Origin of the sequence: Lactiplantibacillus paraplantarum, from assembly GCF_003641145.1 — a bacterium.
GTDB lineage: Bacteria > Bacillota > Bacilli > Lactobacillales > Lactobacillaceae > Lactiplantibacillus > Lactiplantibacillus paraplantarum.
Genome location: NZ_CP032744.1, coordinates 95,308 through 114,736, shown reverse-complemented (window position 1 = coordinate 114,736; position 19,429 = coordinate 95,308). Strand labels below are relative to the sequence as shown.

Genomic DNA, 19,429 nt, shown 5'->3' with positions numbered 1-19,429 from the left:
CGTAATAAACGTCGTGATTTTACAGAACCTCACCGGTAATAATTTAATTTTCAAGGAGCGAATTGAATGATAAATGATAACAACCAGTCGTTGAATCCTAACGAGGAGCAAAACGACACCCAGAACCCTCCCGATGCAGATAACTTATGGCAGCTTGATGAATCAGCCTTAGCCACTAAGTACGCGACTGATCCTGAAAATGGATTGAGCACTGCTGAAGCTGCCGACCGTTTACAACATGACGGTCGCAACGAACTGGAAACTAAGCGTACATCCCGGTTCGTCCAATTCATCAAGCAGTTTAATAATAGTATTATCTACATTTTGGCCGCAGCGGCGGTCTTAACGTTCTTCATGCACCACTATTCTGATTCCATCGTTATCGGGCTCGTCATTATTGCTAACGCGATTATTGGCTATGTTCAAGAACGTCAAGCTGGTAATGCGCTAGAACGAATTCGAGAAATGTTGATTTCTAAAAACTTCGTCATCCGTGATGGTAAAAAGTTAGAAATTGACGCTCGTGAGCTAGTCGTTGGTGATTTAGTTAATTTGGAAGCTGGCGATGCCGTGCCTGCAGATATGCGTCTTATTTCTGCGGATAACTTTAACGTGCAGGAATCCGTTCTAACTGGGGAAACTAATCCCGTTGAAAAACAGGAAGAGCCCATGTCAGAAGATGCCCTAGCTTTAGCTGACCGCAAAAACATGGTCTACGCATCAACTGCAGTTACTAGTGGTTCAGCGTTCGGAATTGTCACGGCTACCGCCGAAGATACCGAAATTGGCCACATCCAGCAATCTGTTAGTGACGTTAAACAAACAACTACCCCGCTGATGCGTAACTTGAATTCATTAGGGGTGGGCTTATCCATCGCCATTGTGGTAGCAGCTGTCTTGTTATTCCTGTTAGGAATGGTCATGGACACCTATAGTTTGCCAACTTTACTAATCGCAGTCATTACGATGGTGGTTGGCTCGATGCCAGAAGGATTGCCGGCTAGTACTTCGGTGGTCTTAGCCATGGGGACCCGACAGATGACAAAGAAAAACGTTATCGTCAAGTCACTGCCCGCCGTGGAAACTTTAGGTGCCGTAGATATCGTTAACACCGATAAGACTGGGACGTTGACCAAGAATGAAATGACAGTCACTAAGGTCGTGACACCCGAGCACACGTTTGACGTGACCGGGGTCGGCTATGATGACAACGGTGGTGTTAACTTCGATGGTCATCTTAAGCTCAACGGTAAGCAGGTCGACTGGCACCAAGATAGCGCGATGGAATGGCTCGTGAAGATTGCCGGGCAAACGACCGACGCTGAGTTGCATTTTGAAAACAATCGCTGGGAACTGACCGGTGAACCAACTGATGGTGCCTTGACAACGCTGTATCGTAAAATGACTGGTCATGATCCTGAGGTTGAAGAAATCGAATCATTACCATTCGACTCCGCCTTCCGTTTTTCTGCTCGCCTAGCCGACTTAGATGGTCAACGCTTACTGATGGTCAAGGGCTCACCCGCGACCGTCCTGCGTTTAACTGACCAAGCTAACCAAACGGCATACTGGGATAACGCTATGGACGACTTAACCGCTGATGGCTTACGCGTGGTGGCGTTAGCTTACCAAGTTGTGGACGATGACGTGACCACCATTGATGCACAAGCCATTGGTGGGCTGCATTTAGCCGGCTTAGTTGGAATCATTGACCCACCTCGTGAAGAAGCGGCGACCGCGATCGCCGAATTACGGCAAGCAGGCGTGCAAGTTAAAATGATCACGGGGGACCACCCTGATACGGCGATGGCAATTGCCAACAAGTTAAACTTGGCCGCCAACGTCAACGCGATTACTGGTCCTGAAATTGACGCAATGGATGATCAGCAGTTGCAAGCACGCATCGATGATTATAATGTCTTCGCGCGGGCAACACCGAATAACAAATTACGGATTGTTCGTGCCCAACAGGCCAATAATCACGTCGTTTCGATGACTGGTGATGGGGTCAACGACGCCCCGGCCCTCAAGCAAGCCGATATTGGGGTTGCCATGGGAATCAAGGGGACCGAAGTTGCTAAGGAATCCGCCGATATGGTTCTGGCCGACGATGACTTTGCTGATATCGTCGCCGCCGTTCGTGAAGGGCGCCACGTCTTCGATAACATTCGTAAGACGATTCGCTTCTTACTCCCAACTAGTTTCGCGGAAGGTCTCGTTGTCATCATTAGCATTCTAATGGGCCACGAGCTCCCACTGTACCCGACGCAATTACTGTGGATCAACATGGTGTCCGCGTTAACCATTCAGTTCGCGTTCATCTTTGAGCCACCCGAGGCCGGCATCATGGCCCGGGGTCCCCGAAATGTTAAGTCTGGGTTGTTGTCAAAACTGGATTACTTTGAAATCGGCTATGTCTCCTTCTTAATTTCTGGATTGGGGATCTTCGCCTACAACTACTTGACTGCACTTGGGCTACCAAACGTCGTCGGCAGTACCATGTCACTGAACATCATCATCTTTGGTAAGATTTTCTACCTCTTCAACTTGCGGAATGACCACCCTGTCATTTCCAAGTACTTCTTCCAAAATAAGATGGCGTTCTACATCATTGGTATTCTGATTCTCTTACAATTGGGAATCATTTACCTACCATTCATGCAATCCGTCTTCCATACGACTAGCATCAACTTCTGGTATGGTTGGGGCATCCCGATTGTTTGCGGGATCGTCGTCTTGATTGTGACCGAGATTGGAAAGTTTATTCGGTTCCGATGGATGGGCAAAGATGGCGTGATTGATTAGTAATTAGTTAACAAATTGAAATGGCTCACCAACCTGTTTTAGTTGGTGAGCCATTTTTTTAGTATCGTGAAACTGTTTTTGATGGGGCTGCTATTCAAGACAACATAATATGTTACATAATACATTATGCAATTCTAAACCTGTTTGATGGGACTACTATTCAAGACCATAATATCACCTTTAATACAGGTGTTAAAAGTGCTTTTCGTTTAGAACGTCGCCAAAAATTCCAACAACGCCTTATTAAATGCTGCCGACTGTTCCGCCATCACGATATGACCAGCTTCCGGAATGACCACACTCTGTCCTCGTAGTGCCATTTGAGCAGTCACTGCCGCAAAGTCGGGATTGAAGAACGGTGACTTGGCACCCGCAATGATCAAGAACGGTACGGTCAATTGGCGAATCACATCCCGCCAATCCTGAACCGCATGGTTGACCAACAACGGAAACATTAATTTCGCATCGAACGGTGCCTGCGCTTCCACTGCCTTGACGCGCGTATACGTCGCATCATCAATGTGCTTGAATGTCGAGTGTCCCAGCGGCATTCTAAAGTAGTCCGGAATATCCTGCCATTGAACCTGCTTGAACCCATATTGCCAGTGGGGTGTATTGATCATCTTCGGCGTCTGATCCACGTCGATCAGGGCCTTAATTCCCATATCACCATACAATGACACGTACGCAAACCAAGTCGCGGCCCCCATCGAATTACCGAGTAAAATTGGTTGTTCGAGTTGTAATTTTTCAATCAATTCATGCGCATCCACCGCGCGACGACTCATACGTAAGCCTTTCGCCGTGTGCTCAGATAAACCTTGGCACCGCCCATCTAAATTAATGACCCGGTAGCCCGCCTGAATCAGTACCGGGATTTGAGCGCGCCAAATATCCTTAGCGCCACCAAATCCCGTCAAAATAACGATTGGCTGCCCCTGGCCTTCATCCGTATAATCTAACTGAACGTGATCTGACGTGATAAAATGCATTTTATCATTCTCCTTTTTTGACTATTCATTCAACATGGTTGTTGAAATCTCGTGGCGTTAGCTTCTGTAATTTTTCTAGCCATTGGCGCGTTTTGTCATCCAGCTCAGCTTCGGAAAGTGTATTCTGGGCAATTACTGTCGAATCAAGCAACTGAGCAACCTTTTCCCAATCAATCCCCGTCGCTGTTTGAATACTGGTTTGTAGCTGTCGTACTTGCTCAGTCGTTATTTGGCCCAATTGTCGTGAATCACCCGTTAATGCTAATAAAGCGTTGACAGCTAATTGCTCTGATAGGCAGGCCTGCCATGTCGCTGGGGTTAGTGCCTCAGTTAACGTAATCCGCTCACTTAACGGCACAGCCGGCACTTCCTTGTTCAGAAAGGCCGTCCAGCGCGCCATTTCCTGGTCAACTAAGGCATACCCCTGCCACGGTAACTGCCGATTAAAGGTCTGTAACGTTTGCTTCGTCAATGCCACTACTGACCACGTTGTCTGACCATTGTCGCTCAATTCTGCTTGCCCGGCGGCTAACCACTGTGCCATAAAACGTTGCATCATCTGTCGCATCGCCGGCCGCTGTTTTGCCGCTTGCGTCAGGTGGTAACGCACTTGCAAAAATTCGCTAACCATTTCTGGCATAATCGCCCGCTTCTCCTGGGCCTGACGTCGTTGCTTTAATTGTCGTAACCGTTTCTGTTTGCTGACTTTTGCATAATGTCCTTGCTTGACCATCGTGCCACCACTTTTCCTGATAATTATATTGATATTGATATTGATATTGATACCTAATTTTAACGCAATAAAAGCCCAAAATAAAAGCACTCACCATTTACTGGCAAGTACTCTTGATTACAACGTTTCTTCCTTGTTACCGGCGTATTTATGGAAATAAATCAATGTCATGATGACCAGAAATACAACACCGACTAAAATTGAGTAGCGCGTTTCTGGATTAATAAACATGAAGACCAGTGTTAACGCGAGGAAGGCCAACGTTAAATAATTTGAATAGGGTGATAATGGCATTTTAAAAGGATGGTTCGCCATCTTGGCTGCGTTTTGCTTACGAAACGCAATTTGACTCACTAGAATAACAAACCACGGTACCATACCGGGCAAGACACTCGAACTGTAAACCATCACGAATATCTCACCAGCGTCCTTGAAAAACATTGGTAACACAACGTTCAAGACGACCCCAATTAGAATCCCGGTCGCAATCGCAATCACAGCATAAAACGGAACACCGTGTCGGTTTAACAGCGTCATCTTCTTTGGTAACTGATGACTTTCCGCCAACGTGTAAGTCATTCGGCTCGCACTATAAATTCCAGAATTTGTTCCCGATAAGGAGGCCGTAATAACCACGAAGTTGATAATCGAAGCCGCGGCGGTTATCCCAATCTTGGCAAACGTCTGTACAAATGGTGAACCGATCTGGCTTAACTTATCCCAGGGGTAAATGCTGACAATTACGAAGATGGCGCCGACGTAAAAGATTAAAATCCGGGCAACCGTTGAACGAATCGCTTTAACGATCGTGCTTTGTGGATTTTCAGCTTCACCAGCTGTGACCCCGATCAGTTCAATCCCTTGATACGACGCCAACACGATTGCTAGCGCGAAGACAAAGCCCTTCACCCCACCAGTGAAGAAACCACCATGGGTCCATAGATTACTGATGCCAATTGGATGACCACCATTACCAAATCCGAAAATAATCAGACCTAAACCGGCAATAATCATCAGAATAATCGTCACCACTTTAATAAGTGAGAACCAGGTTTCCAGCGTTCCAAACATTTTAACCGAGATCAGGTTGGCCGCACATAAGAACACAATGGCAATTAGACCCGGAATCCAATCTGGTAAGTTCGGCCACCAATACCGGCAGTAACCGCCTAGTGCAATCATTTCACTCATCCCAACGACGACGAACTGAAAAATGTTGCTCCAGGCCGTCAAGTATCCAAAAACGGGGTGAATATATTCAGAAGCAAACTTGGCAAACGAACCGGTATTCGGATCGACATACAACATCTCACCTAGTGCCCGCATAATCAGGTATAGAAAGGCCCCTGATACGATGTACGCAATTAGCACTGACGGCCCGGTCCACTTGATCGTTGAGCTGGATCCCATAAACAGACCCACTCCGATCGTGCCGCCCAGTGCAATCATTTGCATCTGGCCCGTACTTAATTTTCTCTGCATAAATTACTCTCTTTTCATAAAATCAAAGAACTCACACTATCACGGCTGACAGTATATAGCCTTTATCTTAGCTAAAAAAGTGCATCGACGCAAACACATTTAGTGACATATAGTCAGTACACACTTGCTGTAATGCGGTTCAAGCTAACTCGGTATAAATTTATCAACTAACAACACTTGACTGAAATTATCGGTATAATAAGGGTAATTAAACTAGAAACGAGGTTTCGTCATGGCAAATTACATTAAAGAAATTCGGGCTTTGGTTGGTCACAAACCAATCATTTTGAATACGGCCGCTGGTATTTTAGTCAACGATCAGCAACAAGTCTTACTGAATCTTCGTACCGATACGCACAACTGGAGCTTACCTGGTGGCTATCTGGAATATGGTGAAACATATGCCACGGCCTGCGTACGAGAGTATAAGGAAGATAGTGGCATTGATGTCGAAGTTGTTGATCGGATTGCCATCTTTGACAAAGGCGAGACAGCTTATCCCAACGGCGATGTGGCCCAAACAATCAGTGCGCTCTTTCTTGTAAACCCCATTGGCGGCCATGTTCTAACCCAAGCCACCGACGAAACACTCAAACTCGACTACTTTGACTTCGACAACTTGCCGCCATTGTTAAATCAACAAAATGCAGATATGATTCACGCCGCCCAGGAATATTTACAGACCCATTCGGCAACCAAATAACCTAACCAAAAATCGTACGCAAATTAATTTTGACTATTCGTTCAAAAATCGTCATTCCACCCATGTAAGAATATGCGTAACCAATCCGGACTTTCCGTCTCCGGTGTTGTCTGGGGATGCTCCGGATCGGCAATAATCGCGATACGAGCAATTGCCGTCAGCGGCACCTGTTGGATTTCAAACGTTTCGTAATTGTAAAGCGCTAAGCAGCCCACTAATTGTGCATCATCCTCATCCTTAGTCGTGGTGCTAAATAATTGAATCGGATAAATAACCTGGTCGACCATCCCTACAGTCGGCTGGTAATAGTGCATGGTCGTCAACTCATGATACGTGACTGCATGAATCAACGCCTGTAACAAGGTCTCGTTGACACCTTCCGTACTACCCGCAACTAGCTGAACATGACGCTGATAATTCGCCAGCGCATGATACGTCTGATCACCTAACGTCTGACGCAATTTTTCTACCGTTATCGCTGTCACGCTTGGTTCTAAGCGTTGACCACCCTGATAATTTGGTAATGCGGAGACTAACAAGGCTGCCAACTCTTGCTGCGTAAACGTCGCGTTGGTGCGACTAGGTGTTACTGGATGGTAAGGAACTAGCGGTTGCGAGGAGAAGTGCAATGCTAATTTCAGTGCTGGTTGCACGCGCGGATCACCAAACGGCGCCCAGCTGACCATAAAGCCGGCCTGCATATGAGCACTAACCTGGCCAACCCGGTAAATAACCGTGGGTTGCGCAGCATCAGCGACCAAGTTATCATTCAATCCCGTCTTGGTTTGAGCACTGATACCGACCACATAAAAGCTACTGGCGTTCGTTAAGACCGCTGCTGAAATGTGTTCATTTTGCCACCGCTGAACCACGTCGGCCTTCGCCGTCACTTGACAAGTAATGAGGCTGTCCGGCGGTACTTGTGACCAATCGGGCGTTAATAGATAACGTTTGGTAACGTGTAATTCATCAGCGGGCGTCAACCATGGCGATAACGGAACCTGCTGATACTTAATCGGGTGACCATTACACATCATGACAATTGTTCCTAACGGTGTCTGTAACGAATGCGTTGGCACTGCCCCTAAATTTGTCCTCGGCTTAGCCAATCGTTGGCGGATTTGCAAGGCCTCAATCGGACTTGGGACTGCAGTAGTCCGCCATAGCATCAATTCAAGATGCTGTTTTTGCTGATCCAATACCGTCACAACGCCATACAATCGTTGCCCCTGATCTATCAGTGCCGCGTACGGCTGGTTCTGATACCGGGCAATGTAGCCTAACTTAGCATGTTGCAACGTCCACACTGAGATGGCATTATCATCGTATTGATTGCCACTTTCTCGCTGGAGCAACACCGCCATACCCACTCTGAGCGTCGTTAACGTTGCCACAATATCATCGACATACCGTTCGCCAACGACCGTGACTGTATCCAATGCGACGGCTGCATCGTCTGTTGAATTTTGTTCAGTTACTTGAACAACTGTAGTCGCTGGAATTATTTCAATGTCAGCTGTTTCTGGCTCGTGGGCGCGAACTAACAGTTCTTGCCCCTGATTAATCACAGCGATAACCCGATAGGTCTGCTTCTTCAACGTCATTACGCTCATGCCAGCTTCAATTCGTTCCATAGCGGTCACCCCCTTAGCAATAACTTTATTCCATTATACGAAAGCGCTGACAGTATTAACAGCTTTACGAATTGTTTTACACGTCAGCTTACAATATCTTGAATTAGTTATCTAGTTGCCATCACCATTTCAGATGTTTCACGTGAAACATTCATTGGTTTTGCGGTTGCACATTAAAAACGTGGTTATCCTACAATTCAGAATAACCACGCCCTATTTTATCAATTTGCTAGTCAATGCTATCTACGCCACACAAGCTCGCACAAACGCCGCAAACAACCGCGCCTGCACGGAGTTTACCTGTTGCATCATTTCTGGATGCCACTGAACCCCCAACTGTAGACCACCAGCTGTCGCCTCAATTGCTTCAACAACCTGATCCGCACTTTGGGCCACCACTTGAAAGCCCGTTGCCACCTGTTTCACGGCCTGATGATGAAATGAATTGACTGCGATTGCGTCACTAGTGGTGCCTAAATATTCAGCTAAGGTCGTACCTGGTACGACCTTCACGTGATGCATGCCGTAAGCGGCCAATTGTCCTTGCATATGTTTTAAGGTACCCTGACCAGCTGGTAATTCACTCATATCCTGATAAAGATTGCCACCATAACACACGTTTAAGATTTGTAAGCCCCGACAGATACCGAACACCGGTTTACCAACGGCGTGGGTGGCACGAATCAGCGCAATTTCATACTGATCCCGTTCCGGATTTACCCCACCCAATTTAGGCTGGGGTTCCTCCCCATACGTCAATGAGGCCACATCTGCACCACCACAAAGTAATAGACCATCGATCATTCCAACGTATCGTTCAATCGTCGTTGCGTCGGTCGTTACCGGTAATACCAATGGCACACCGCCATTATCCGTTACTGATTTCAAATAATCACGATTCACATAATCACGGACCCGCCCTGGGAACATCTGGCTGTTCACTGTCACAACGCCTGGTGCGATTCCAATTATCGGTTTAACCATTCTGTCGCCCTCTCTCAAAAAAATCCCACGGTAACATGCGCATTACCAATGGGATTATCATTTACTTTTTACATCTAATTGTCAATGACTAAGCTCGCGATATCTGAGTGCAGTTGGTTTGACGATAATTCCCGTCAACCAGACGGCGATGCTCAGCCCAACCAATACTAATAGCGTCGTGCCACCAATGAAATCAATGGTTTGTAACTGATAATAGGCGACAATTCCCACAACCCACCAGCAAAAGTTCAACCAGTATGGTAACGTGGCGTGCCGCACAAAGTACGTGACGAAAATAATAGCATATAGCGGCGTGAAGACCGAACCAATCAAATACAGGAAGTTCTGATAATAAGTCATGGCAACCGTCAGCGCAATCAATAGCCCAACTACCGTCACACCAACGGCTAATCGATTAACATGGCGACTACCGGTCAGATTAGCCAAACTCGTGGCGGCCGAATAAGTATCTAAAAATGTCGTCGTCACCGTTGAAAAAACGATAATCAGCAATGCAACCAATCCTAAACCGGACCGTGTCAGCAATGCCGTGATATCAGTCTGACCTGTCCGTAACACAACTAGTAGTCCCGTCACAAACATCACTAAGCTGCCTAGCATATAGCCACCCGCGCTGACTAGTGCGACCGGTAAAGGACGATCAACACGCTGGGTATAATCACCAATTAGTGGCAACCATGAGAGTGCCATCGTAACGTTCAATTCAACTGCTTGCCCAAACGTCATACTAGCCGTTGATATCGACTGACTAGTTGTCGGTGCCATAAATACCATTACGAGCATTAACACCGTCCCGAGCACCAACAAGCCTACAACGGCATTGTTGATTTTGAACAGTAACTGACTGCCCATAAGCAACCACGCAATAATCAAAATCGCCACGATCGTTGCCATTAGTAGCGGACTTCGAAAGCCAAATAGCTTTCCACTAATACTATTCATGGCTAACTGAGCATTGACGATCATCACCGCCGTCCAGCCAACGAGTTGCAAGGCGTTGAGCCCTGACGCTAGTAACACTCCGCCGCGACCAAAAGCCAGTTGGGCTGACGCTAACGCAGACTGGTGCAGTTTAGCCCCCAAATAGCCGGCTGGAACCAAGAACAGACCACAGCCGATCAAGTGCCCCAATACAATCGCAGCCAATCCGCGTGTCAGCCCCAGTGGTGCCATCAGCGTACCTGTTAAGATTTCGGCAATTGAGATAGCCGCACCGAGCCACAGTAAAAATTGGCTCCGAAAAATCCCGCCATGTTTCATCAGTGCACCTCCGTAGCCGTTAGCATCGCCTTGACCGTGGCAGCCATATCGGGACTACGCGTTAACATTGAGATCACCGCAGCGCCAGCCGCACCAGTAGCCGCAATAGCTGGCAGTTGCGCGACAGTAATTCCGCCAATGGCGACAACGGGATACTTGGCAGCAACAACCAATTGTTGTAATCCGGCTAACCCGACGACTGGATCCGCATCGACCTTAGATGTCGTTGGAAAGATGGGACCACTACCAAGATAGGCAATGCCTTCTAATTGGTTAGCAATCTGCACTTCAGCTAAGGTTGAACAAGATAAACCGACAAACATTTGATTAGCGACCCGTTGAATAACTTGTGTCACCCGGTCGTCCTTTTGACCAACGTGGACTCCATCTGCTTGCAGTGCGAGTGCCAGCTCGACATCATCATCGACGATAAAGGGAACGTGCGCTTGCGCACAGCGTTCCCGCAGCTGCTGCCCCAATGCAAAACGCTCAGTCGTAGTCAACTGGCTATTGCCTTTATCTCGGTATTGGAATGCCGTGATGCCTGCATCCAAGGCCGTTTGGACGACCACATTCAGATCCTGTCCCGGCACGTCTTGTGTCCCGCACACAAAATAAGCACGTAATTGTGTGGGTTCAAATTTAAGCGTCATGAACGATCACCTGCTCACTTGGGGTTGCCCAATGATTCAACGGGCCATGACCATGCCCGACCTGAATACCATCCTGAATCGTCCCAGCAACGTACGCCTTAGCCGTTTTAATGGCCGCAGCCATTGACCGTCCTTTTGCTAATTCGGCGGTAATACATGCCGATAGGGTATCTCCCGTGCCGTGGGTCCGCACCGTATCAATCCGTGGGGCCGAAAGCCAAAAGGCGGTCCCGTCAGCCAACAGTACGAAGTCATTAGCTAAATCAGGATTATCACCATGCCCACCTTTAATAATGACATTGTCAGCACCTAACCCCTGTAGCGCATGTCCAGCTGTAACCATCGCTTGATTGCTAGTGATAGACTGTCCGGTCAATTGTTCCGCTTCCGGTAAATTCGGTGTCACAACGGTCGCTAACGGAATCAGTTCGTCGCGAACCGTTTTAATCGCATCCGCGGCTAATAACGCCGCCCCGCCTTTCGCAATCATGACTGGGTCAACTGTCAGCGGCCCAAAATCAACTCGTTTCAAGTTCTCAACAACGGCATGGACGTGTTCAGCATCCGCAAGCATCCCCGTTTTACAAGCGCGAATGTCTAAGTCAGCTGCTAACGAAGCAAATTGTTCGTCAATGAGCTTCGTTGGCATTGCCATAAAATCTTGGACCCCCAATGTATTTTGAGCTGTCACGGCAACGACTACCGCGGTACCAAAAACGTGACGCGCCTGCATCGTTTTTAAATCGGCCATGACACCGGCTCCGCCGCCACTGTCCGTACCAGCAATCGTTGCCACTTGTGGAAATTCATTCATTAACTTCGCGACCCTTCATTATTTTAATTAATTTGAGCAATTGTTTGAATTTCTGGCACTGTCACTAAGCTCAGCCGGTCAATCAAATCAATGGCAAATGTGGCAGGACGATCGGCCGTCAGCTGACTGGCGACAAGTTCCCCCGCTCCCGCTAAGACTAAGCAAGCCACTTGCGCCGCCTGGTAAACATCGGTTGGACTAACGGCTGCAAAAGCCGCGACGATACTAGAAAGTAAATCGCCCGAGCCCACATGACGTTGGAAGAGCGGGGTGCCATTAGCGACTTTAACCACGCGCTGACCATCCGTAATAACATCAGTAGGTCCCGACAATATGACACAGCATTGGAATTGCTGTGCACAAGCTTGAGCAATTTCAACCAGATCGCCCTGACCGCTCCCCGCATCAATGCCCTTCGCTTGCCAATCCATGCCAGCCAATGCCGCAATTTCACCAGCATTGCCCCGAATAACATCGACTTGAAAATCAGCTAGTAACTCTAGCGCGACTTTTTTTCGGTAAGGGACCGCCCCAACGGCCACTGGATCAAGAACGACCGGCTTATGATACTGATTAGCCAGCTTACCAACCACTCGTATTTGATCAATCTGGGTGGTGGTCAGTGTTCCTAAATTAATGCAAACAGCCCCGGCAATTTGGACCATCGTCTCCGCTTCTTGGACTTCAGCTGACATAATTGGCGAGGCCCCTAACGCGTTTAGCCCATTGGCAACGTCTTGAACCGTAACAAAATTGGCAATGTTAAAAACAATCGGATTGTGATCCCGTAAAGTATTCAATAATTGTAATTCCATAGCAATTCTCCTCCTCATTGACCGTCACACCAATTAAAAACGGCCACCAATCAACATGCATTGATCCAGTGGCCGCTAACATTAGCTGTGACACTTTCCTACGCAAGTTTGAGCTTACAGGTTCAAAGGGATCGGTACTTACAGCACCATCTCAGCCCATTTTTGGACACCCCTAGTGTTTAAAAATATTCAATTGCTAACCTCAGTCTAACGATTGTAACCGCTAACGTCAACCTTTCTGTTAAGTGAATCAACGCTATTTTCCTTTGAACAATTAGGCATTAAATTTTAATTTTGGCGCCTTAACCGGTTATAATTAAAAGCAAATATGTCTTTAAGAAAAGAGTGATTGAAGATGCAAGCACTGGTTGTGCCAGATCCATCCGCTCAAACTATGGAACAGTTACAATGGCAAGAACGCCCCATGCCCGACCTCGAGCTAGACGACGTATTAATCAAGACTCAAGCAGTTGGGCTTAACCCCGTTGATTTTAAATTAGTCACGGGTGGAAACGCCGCCTGGCAATTTCCTCATACGCTGGGGCTAGACACTGCCGGAATCGTGGAAGCCGTTGGCGCTGAAGTCACTAATTTTCGGCCTGGCGAACGAGTTTGTGGGCACGCTAATCTCGCCAATAATGGGACGTTTGCCGAATACGTGAGTTTGCCAGCGGCCGCGTTAGCTAAAATTCCAACGACTGTAAGTTTTGAAACGGCCGCCGCTAGCTTGTGCGCCGGATTGACCGCTTATCAAGCCCTCTTACGCAAAGCGAACCTGACTGCTGCGCAAACAGTTTTGATCCATGCGGGTGCTGGTGGTGTCGGTAGTATGGCCATCCAGCTCGCCAAAGCTGCTGGTAAAACGGTCTTTACAACTGTTTCACAACACAAACAAGCCTTCGTGGCGCCGCTGCATCCCGATGTCCAAATCGATTACCATCATGAAGATGTGACCACACGCATTCAAGCCCTAACGCAGCAGCACGGTGTTGATCTGATCATTAATACCATTGGTCATGCTGATGCGGACTTACCGCGCTTAGCTTACAATGGCCAGCTTGTCTGTGTATTAGCAACTCCGGAACACTTTCCAAGTAATCAAGTTGTAACTATCAGTAAATTGGACCTCGGTGGCGCCCACCGTAGCGGTAACCCAGCGCAAGTTGCCGATTTGGGGCAAATGACCGCCGCCTTATTAGCTTTGGTCCAAGCTGGCAAGGTCGACCCACTAATTACTCAGGTCTTGCACCGTGATCAACTTGTGACTGGCCTACAACAATTGCAAGCTGATCAAGTCGTTGGTAAGCTCGTCGTGACCTTTGACGCCTGTTGATCTAAAACCGAAGACACGAAAAACGCAGTTCAAGGGCGGCCTTGGACTGCGTTTTTTGGGGTGTTTTACGATAACCGTAACGTGTGTATCAGCTGGGGCTACGGTTATCAACGGATGGACGGGCGAGTCAAAATCGCCGCCGCTCGGACGTCCATCTTTGATTAATCATGACACCAATATCGTAAATTCTAGTAAGTCTAAGCGAAAGTGGCCAATTGTTCCTTCGTCAACGTATCATTCATCCGACCACTACGGAAGCCACCTAAATCAAGGGTAACGTAGCGGAATCCAAGTGATTGTAATTGACGGTTAACGCGGTCGTTGAAGACTAAGAAATCACCGATCCGTGCTTCTGGTAATTCGATCCGCGCAATATCGTCGTGGAAACGAACCCGGACCGTTGGAAAACCTAAACGACGCAAATACTTTTCGGCGGCCATCACTTGAGCAATATTGTCATGCGTCAACGTCGTCCCGTATGGGAATCGTGATGATACTGAACATGATGCGACCTTGTTCCAGTTCGTCAAACCGAGCTCTTGTGCCAAGGCCCGAACGTCAGTCTTGAAGAAATCAGCTTCTTGTAACAAGCTCCGGGCCCCCGCTTCACTACGGGCCTTCAAACCAGGACGATAATCATTTTCATCATTCTTGATCATACCGTCTAAGACAGCGGCACTACCATTATTAGCCGCAATGTCATTCAACCGGCTGTAGAACATCTTCTTGGCATAGTACCAGCTGTCAGGGGTGTTGTTCTTGATATGGTCATCACTCAAGTAGTCTAGCGTAGTTCCTTGAACGTTAGCACCTAACTCTTCAGCTAAACTCATCGCTTTATCGAATTCTTCATCCGTAAATAATTCGGAATTCGCAACCACGGCGGTCACATTGTCACGACCTAAGACGTCAAGCGCCATCTTCAAAACTAAGGTACTGTCGATCCCACCAGAAAAGGCCACGGTGACCCGTTGTAAATCCTTTAATGCTGCTACTAACGTTGCTTTTTTTGTTGCTAATGTTGCCATAATAAAACCCTTCTTCTATTTAATTTAGTTAATTCCAAAAAAGCCATGCATAAACCAAGCGGCAATTGCCGCCCCGACAAAGGGCGCAATTCCTGGCACAATGATACCGTATTGCCAATCACTATCGGCCTTATTGGCAATTGGTAAAATGGCGTGCGCAATTCGGGGCCCCATATCTCGAGCTAAGTTCATTGCGAATCCAGTGGGACCCCCAAGTCCCATCCCAATGGCCCATACAAGTAGGCCAACACCAATCGGCACGATCCCCGGCGTTTTAATCTCAGAAATCGCTAAAATACCCGAAATAAAAATAAATGTATCAAATAATTCCACAAAGAAATTCCGCGGTAAGTTACGAACGGCTGGTGCCGTACAGAATAAGTTCCGAATTGTAATGGGTGAAATCTCATCTGTTGAGGCTTTAAAATGATCAGCATACATGATCCAAACAATCACTGAGCCCACGACCCCACCAAGCACTTCCGCAACGGAATACGGAATAAATAAAGACCATGCGATATTTCCTAATAGGCACTGCGCCAAAACCATGGCCGGGTTAATGCAAACATTGCCAAAAATGAATAAGGCAACGCTAATCCCAAAACCCCAAGTCGTAATGGCAAAAATATGACCGGAACCGCGATACTTGGTTCCCTTTAATACGGAACTACAATGAACACCCACCCCAAAAATAATCATTAGGGCCGTGCCCATAAATTCAGCAATCAACTGATGTACCAAAAAATTACGCCTCCTCATCTAATTGGTCTACCGCCACTAAGGCTGCCTGGTAGACCGTTCTAAACGGAATATGAAATTGCTGTGCCAGCTGGGCACAATCCGCATATTCCGGCATCTTCTTCTCAATATCTTGATATGTCGCCACTTTAACTTGAACGTCACCGTACGGCGTTGCGACCGTCAGGAAGTGCCGTTGCATAATAGTACGTTGCCATGTCTGGTAACGCACACCAATCGTCGTCGTTTCTTGTAAAATCAACTTAGTCAGTAAGTCCTTATCGTTAACGTTTCCCAAAACCGTTAACTTTGTCGCCGGCCGATCTTTCTTCATCTGAATGGGCGTGAAGAACACATCGTATGCGCCCGCCGTTAATAACTGGTTCATCACGTACCCCAGTCCTTCACCCGTCTGATCATCCAGATTAGCCTCAATCATTAAAACAGCATCGGTCGTCCGGTTAACGATTTGCTGACTTAGTTTTTTTTTTCGAATAATACGGCTCGCAGTGCATTGAAACCACCCGTGTCCCGTTTACCAAACCCATAACCAACTTTAGTTGGCACGGCATTTTCCGGTAGCGGTCCGAATTCACGTACGAGCGTCTTGACCAAGCCCATCCCAGTGGGGGTAATCAATTCAGTATGCACATCCAACCGTTGTTGAATCGGAATGGCACTACCAACTCGCATCTGCATCACGGCTGGTACGGGAACTGGCATCTGACCATGGGCAACGTTAATAAAGCCACTGCCATCACTTAACGGTGAAGCCATGATGGTATCAATCTGCATCAATTCCAACCCAATACAGCAACCCACAATATCAACAATCGAATCCAACGCACCCACTTCATGGAAATGAACTTCAGCTAGTGGCATGTGATGAACCGTTGCTTCCGCTTGCGCAATTTCCATAAAGATCGCTTTCGCGTGGTGTTTCACGGTATCTGATAAGTCACTGCCGTCAATTAACGCCTCAATATCAGCTAAATGACGCGCTTCATGATCATGATGATGCCCAGCTTCATGCTGATGATGGTGACGTTCCACAAAGCCATGGTCCTTACCACCTGCAACCTGAACATCAAAGCTCGTGCCATAGATGCTACTCTGAGCTTCTCGTTGCTGCGTTAATTCATAACCGTGCACGTGCAACTTAGCCAATTCGGTTTTTAATTGCTCAAAATCAAGTCCTAAGTCGAGTAATGCACCTAGAAACATATCACCGCTAATCCCCGAAAAAGCGTCTAAATAAAGTGTTTGCATTTATCTTCTCCTTGTTCAGTTAACTGAATCTTACATTTGATTGATCATACTAGCTGAGTAGGCAGCACCAAAGCCATTATCAATGTTGACAACGGTAATCCCCGACGCACAGCTATTGAGCATGGTCAATAGCGCGGTCATACCTTGAAAACTAGTGCCATAACCAACGCTGGTCGGCACTGCAATCACGGGCTTATCAACTAGTCCACCAACGACACTGGCCAGTGCACCTTCCATGCCCGCAATCACAATGACCACCCGGGCACCACGAATCACATCCAACTTGGCAAACAGTCGGTGGATTCCCGCAACACCCACGTCATAGACCCGTTCAACACGATTGCCAAAAGTTTCCGCGGTTACCGCTGCTTCTTCAGCAACCGGTTGATCGGAGGTCCCCGCCGTCACCACGGCAATGTACCCTGGTGTTTTCGGTGCGGGTTGTTCTCCGACCGTCATACACTGCGCAGTGGCATGATAGACAGCCGTTGGTAACGCTGGTTGGAGTGCCGCGAATTTTTCCGCGGATAACCGGGTCGTTAAAATCGGCAACGTCTGTTGGGACAAAGCTTGCACGATACCCACAATTTGGGTTGCCGTCTTACCAGCACCGTAGATGACCTCAGGAAAGCCATTGCGGCGTTGACGATCTAAATCGACATTGGCAAAACCTAATGCCGCGGTTTTGCCCGCTTCTAACTGTTGGGCAGCCGCCGTCGGACTTAATTGCCCTGCCGCCACTTGTTGCAATATTTCTGCTGTGGTTGCCATACTACTTCACAATAACGCCTAAACCATCAGGAATAACCGTCACTTTAGCGGCTTGACCCTCGCGCGCATAGGCCTTTTCCATGGCTTCATCTAACGTCTTGGCCAGTTCCATGTGCATATTCGTAATCAAATCAGGATCAACGAGGTCTGACACAAAAATCACGTGATGATGAACTAAGATTCGAGCAAAGATTTGGGCCGTCCATTGGTCAGGAATGGTTTTAAGCCGTGGCGTATTGATTGCTTGGTCCAAAAATTCCTTAGGATCATCAACATCAGCTAAGTTGTGATAAAACCCTTCGCCACCGTGACCATCACGAGCACCCGCGACCATAATAATCGTGCCGCCTTCTTTGTTCGTTGCTTCAGCAGCGGTCATTCCTTTAACGGCCTGATAAATATTTTGATCAAGCGGATAACCACCATTCGTCGAAATCGCAATGTCACAATCAATGGCTGGCACACTAGAAAGTTCTTTGACAAAGTCACAGCCCACTTTATGAGCAGCTTCCATGTCACCGGCAAATGACCCAATGATTTTTTTGTCTTCATCTAAAACAACATTGATAATAAAGGCGAGTTTAGCGGTCCGAGCAGCGTACACCATATCCTTATGAATCGGATTATGCATTAAATTACCGGTCCGGGCTTTCGGTGAGTTAATAAATTCGCCGGAATGGTTCGCCATAATCGTCTTGTATGAAGCAATCCCAGGTAAAACGGACTTCCGACCACCTGAAAAGCCAGCAAAGAAATGTGATTCGATAAAGCCTTCGGAGATTAACAAATCGGCTTCAGCAGCGACTTTGTTAATAATGCAATCGCCGCCAGATGGTAATTGGCCAATCTTGACCATACTACTGTCATCGGTTGAGACATGCATCACGATTTCTTCGTTATTGACGATGTCTTCACCATACTTATTCACTAATTCTTCGTGGGTTGATGGCCGATGAAAACCAGTAGCTACGAGGATCCGAATCCGTGCATCGGGCGCCACTGACCGTAACCGCCGCAATAGGATCGGGGTGATAATATGTGAAGGAACTGGGCGCGTGTGATCGGAACTAATAATCACAATATTGTGCTTCCCACGAGCAAGTTCCTCCAGCTTATCGGAGCCGATTGGATTATCCAGCGACTTCTCGACCGTTTCCTGTTCTGATAATTTGTTATGATATGTTGCAGCTTGCGACACTAACTTACCGGCGTAATTTTCATCATCAATCTGAGCCGTAATTGTGCGCTTGTCATATGGTAAATCAATTGCAACCATGACTTTTAGCCATCCTCTTTCTCTAAAAACTAATTTTTACATGCACGTTTTGTTATACTAGAAGACGGATAACTTGTCCGTTACATTTTAAGTTTTCAAAAATAGTTAACAAATGTAT

Annotated in this window: 18 protein-coding genes and 1 riboswitch; of the genes, 3 read left to right on the top strand and 15 right to left on the bottom strand. The window is 47.3% G+C overall.

What is annotated here, in order from left to right; translation table 11 throughout:
* The first annotated feature begins 66 nt into the window (after positions 1 to 66).
* On the top strand, positions 67 to 2,805 hold the full coding sequence (locus tag LP667_RS00510) for a cation-transporting P-type ATPase (protein WP_021730422.1): 2,739 nt from the start codon (positions 67 to 69) through the stop codon (positions 2,803 to 2,805).
* 209 nt (positions 2,806 to 3,014) lie between these two features.
* Here LP667_RS00510 and LP667_RS00505 read toward each other — a convergent pair whose 3' ends face one another.
* The 3 genes from LP667_RS00505 to LP667_RS00495 form a co-directional block, all read right to left on the bottom strand.
* Entirely contained in the window at positions 3,015 to 3,797 is a 783-nt protein-coding gene (locus LP667_RS00505; protein WP_021730421.1) for an alpha/beta fold hydrolase, read from the bottom strand.
* Between the two features lie 25 nt (positions 3,798 to 3,822).
* Entirely contained in the window at positions 3,823 to 4,530 is a 708-nt protein-coding gene (locus LP667_RS00500; RefSeq protein WP_033609251.1) for a hypothetical protein, read from the bottom strand.
* Between the two features lie 117 nt (positions 4,531 to 4,647).
* Positions 4,648 to 6,012 carry an amino acid permease gene (locus LP667_RS00495; RefSeq protein ID WP_021730419.1) on the bottom strand — a complete coding sequence of 455 codons (1,365 nt, stop codon included), beginning with the start codon at positions 6,010 to 6,012 and terminating at the stop codon, positions 4,648 to 4,650.
* Positions 6,013 to 6,244: 232 nt separating this feature from the next.
* Between LP667_RS00495 and LP667_RS00490 the strand changes: the two genes are divergently transcribed.
* Positions 6,245 to 6,715 carry an NUDIX hydrolase gene (locus LP667_RS00490; protein WP_056988328.1) on the top strand — a complete coding sequence of 157 codons (471 nt, stop codon included), beginning with the start codon at positions 6,245 to 6,247 and terminating at the stop codon, positions 6,713 to 6,715.
* Positions 6,716 to 6,756: 41 nt separating this feature from the next.
* Here the strand turns inward: LP667_RS00490 and LP667_RS00485 are convergent, their stop codons facing one another.
* The 6 genes from LP667_RS00485 to thiM form a co-directional block, all read right to left on the bottom strand.
* Positions 6,757 to 8,349 carry an HIRAN domain-containing protein gene (locus LP667_RS00485; protein ID WP_021730417.1) on the bottom strand — a complete coding sequence of 531 codons (1,593 nt, stop codon included), beginning with the start codon at positions 8,347 to 8,349 and terminating at the stop codon, positions 6,757 to 6,759.
* Positions 8,350 to 8,592: 243 nt separating this feature from the next.
* Positions 8,593 to 9,333 carry a gamma-glutamyl-gamma-aminobutyrate hydrolase family protein gene (locus tag LP667_RS00480; protein ID WP_015825020.1) on the bottom strand — a complete coding sequence of 247 codons (741 nt, stop codon included), beginning with the start codon at positions 9,331 to 9,333 and terminating at the stop codon, positions 8,593 to 8,595.
* Between the two features lie 81 nt (positions 9,334 to 9,414).
* On the bottom strand, positions 9,415 to 10,614 hold the full coding sequence (gene cytX, locus LP667_RS00475) for a putative hydroxymethylpyrimidine transporter CytX (protein WP_021730416.1): 1,200 nt from the start codon (positions 10,612 to 10,614) through the stop codon (positions 9,415 to 9,417).
* Positions 10,614 to 11,267, bottom strand: coding sequence for a thiamine phosphate synthase (thiE, locus tag LP667_RS00470; protein ID WP_021730415.1), 654 nt, complete (start codon positions 11,265 to 11,267; stop codon positions 10,614 to 10,616). The genes cytX and thiE overlap by 1 nt, the downstream gene beginning before the upstream one ends.
* Entirely contained in the window at positions 11,257 to 12,081 is an 825-nt protein-coding gene (thiD, locus tag LP667_RS00465) for a bifunctional hydroxymethylpyrimidine kinase/phosphomethylpyrimidine kinase (RefSeq protein ID WP_021730414.1), read from the bottom strand. Before thiD ends, thiE begins: the two co-directional genes overlap by 11 nt.
* A gap of 23 nt (positions 12,082 to 12,104) precedes the next feature.
* Positions 12,105 to 12,896 (bottom strand): hydroxyethylthiazole kinase, encoded by a 792-nt coding sequence (gene thiM, locus LP667_RS00460; protein WP_021730413.1) that lies wholly within the window; start codon positions 12,894 to 12,896, stop codon positions 12,105 to 12,107.
* A gap of 78 nt (positions 12,897 to 12,974) precedes the next feature.
* A riboswitch (TPP riboswitch) is annotated at positions 12,975 to 13,080 on the bottom strand.
* Between the two features lie 171 nt (positions 13,081 to 13,251).
* On the opposite strand from thiM, the gene LP667_RS00455 reads away from it, so the two are divergent.
* The gene (locus tag LP667_RS00455) at positions 13,252 to 14,229 is read left to right on the top strand and encodes a zinc-binding dehydrogenase (RefSeq protein ID WP_021730412.1); all 978 of its coding nucleotides are present in this window, start codon (positions 13,252 to 13,254) and stop codon (positions 14,227 to 14,229) included.
* 197 nt (positions 14,230 to 14,426) lie between these two features.
* On the opposite strand, the gene larE is transcribed toward LP667_RS00455, so the two are convergent.
* The 6 genes from larE to larA are packed head-to-tail and all read right to left on the bottom strand — an operon-like array spanning position 14,427 to position 19,311.
* Complete coding sequence (larE, locus tag LP667_RS00450; RefSeq protein ID WP_021730411.1) at positions 14,427 to 15,257, bottom strand: ATP-dependent sacrificial sulfur transferase LarE; 831 nt, start codon at positions 15,255 to 15,257, stop codon at positions 14,427 to 14,429.
* Between the two features lie 24 nt (positions 15,258 to 15,281).
* On the bottom strand, positions 15,282 to 15,998 hold the full coding sequence (gene larD, locus LP667_RS00445; protein ID WP_003643656.1) for a D/L-lactic acid transporter LarD: 717 nt from the start codon (positions 15,996 to 15,998) through the stop codon (positions 15,282 to 15,284).
* A gap of 4 nt (positions 15,999 to 16,002) precedes the next feature.
* A complete protein-coding gene (larC2, locus tag LP667_RS17210; protein WP_003641714.1) occupies positions 16,003 to 16,434 on the bottom strand; it encodes a nickel pincer cofactor biosynthesis protein LarC2 in 432 nt (143 codons plus the stop codon).
* 38 nt (positions 16,435 to 16,472) lie between these two features.
* Positions 16,473 to 17,264, bottom strand: coding sequence for a nickel pincer cofactor biosynthesis protein LarC (gene larC / locus LP667_RS17205; protein ID WP_056988327.1), 792 nt, complete (start codon positions 17,262 to 17,264; stop codon positions 16,473 to 16,475).
* Between the two features lie 30 nt (positions 17,265 to 17,294).
* A complete protein-coding gene (gene larB / locus LP667_RS00430; RefSeq protein ID WP_003641712.1) occupies positions 17,295 to 18,035 on the bottom strand; it encodes a nickel pincer cofactor biosynthesis protein LarB in 741 nt (246 codons plus the stop codon).
* A gap of 1 nt (position 18,036) precedes the next feature.
* Entirely contained in the window at positions 18,037 to 19,311 is a 1,275-nt protein-coding gene (gene larA, locus LP667_RS00425; RefSeq protein WP_003641711.1) for a nickel-dependent lactate racemase, read from the bottom strand.
* Positions 19,312 to 19,429: the final 118 nt, after the last annotated feature.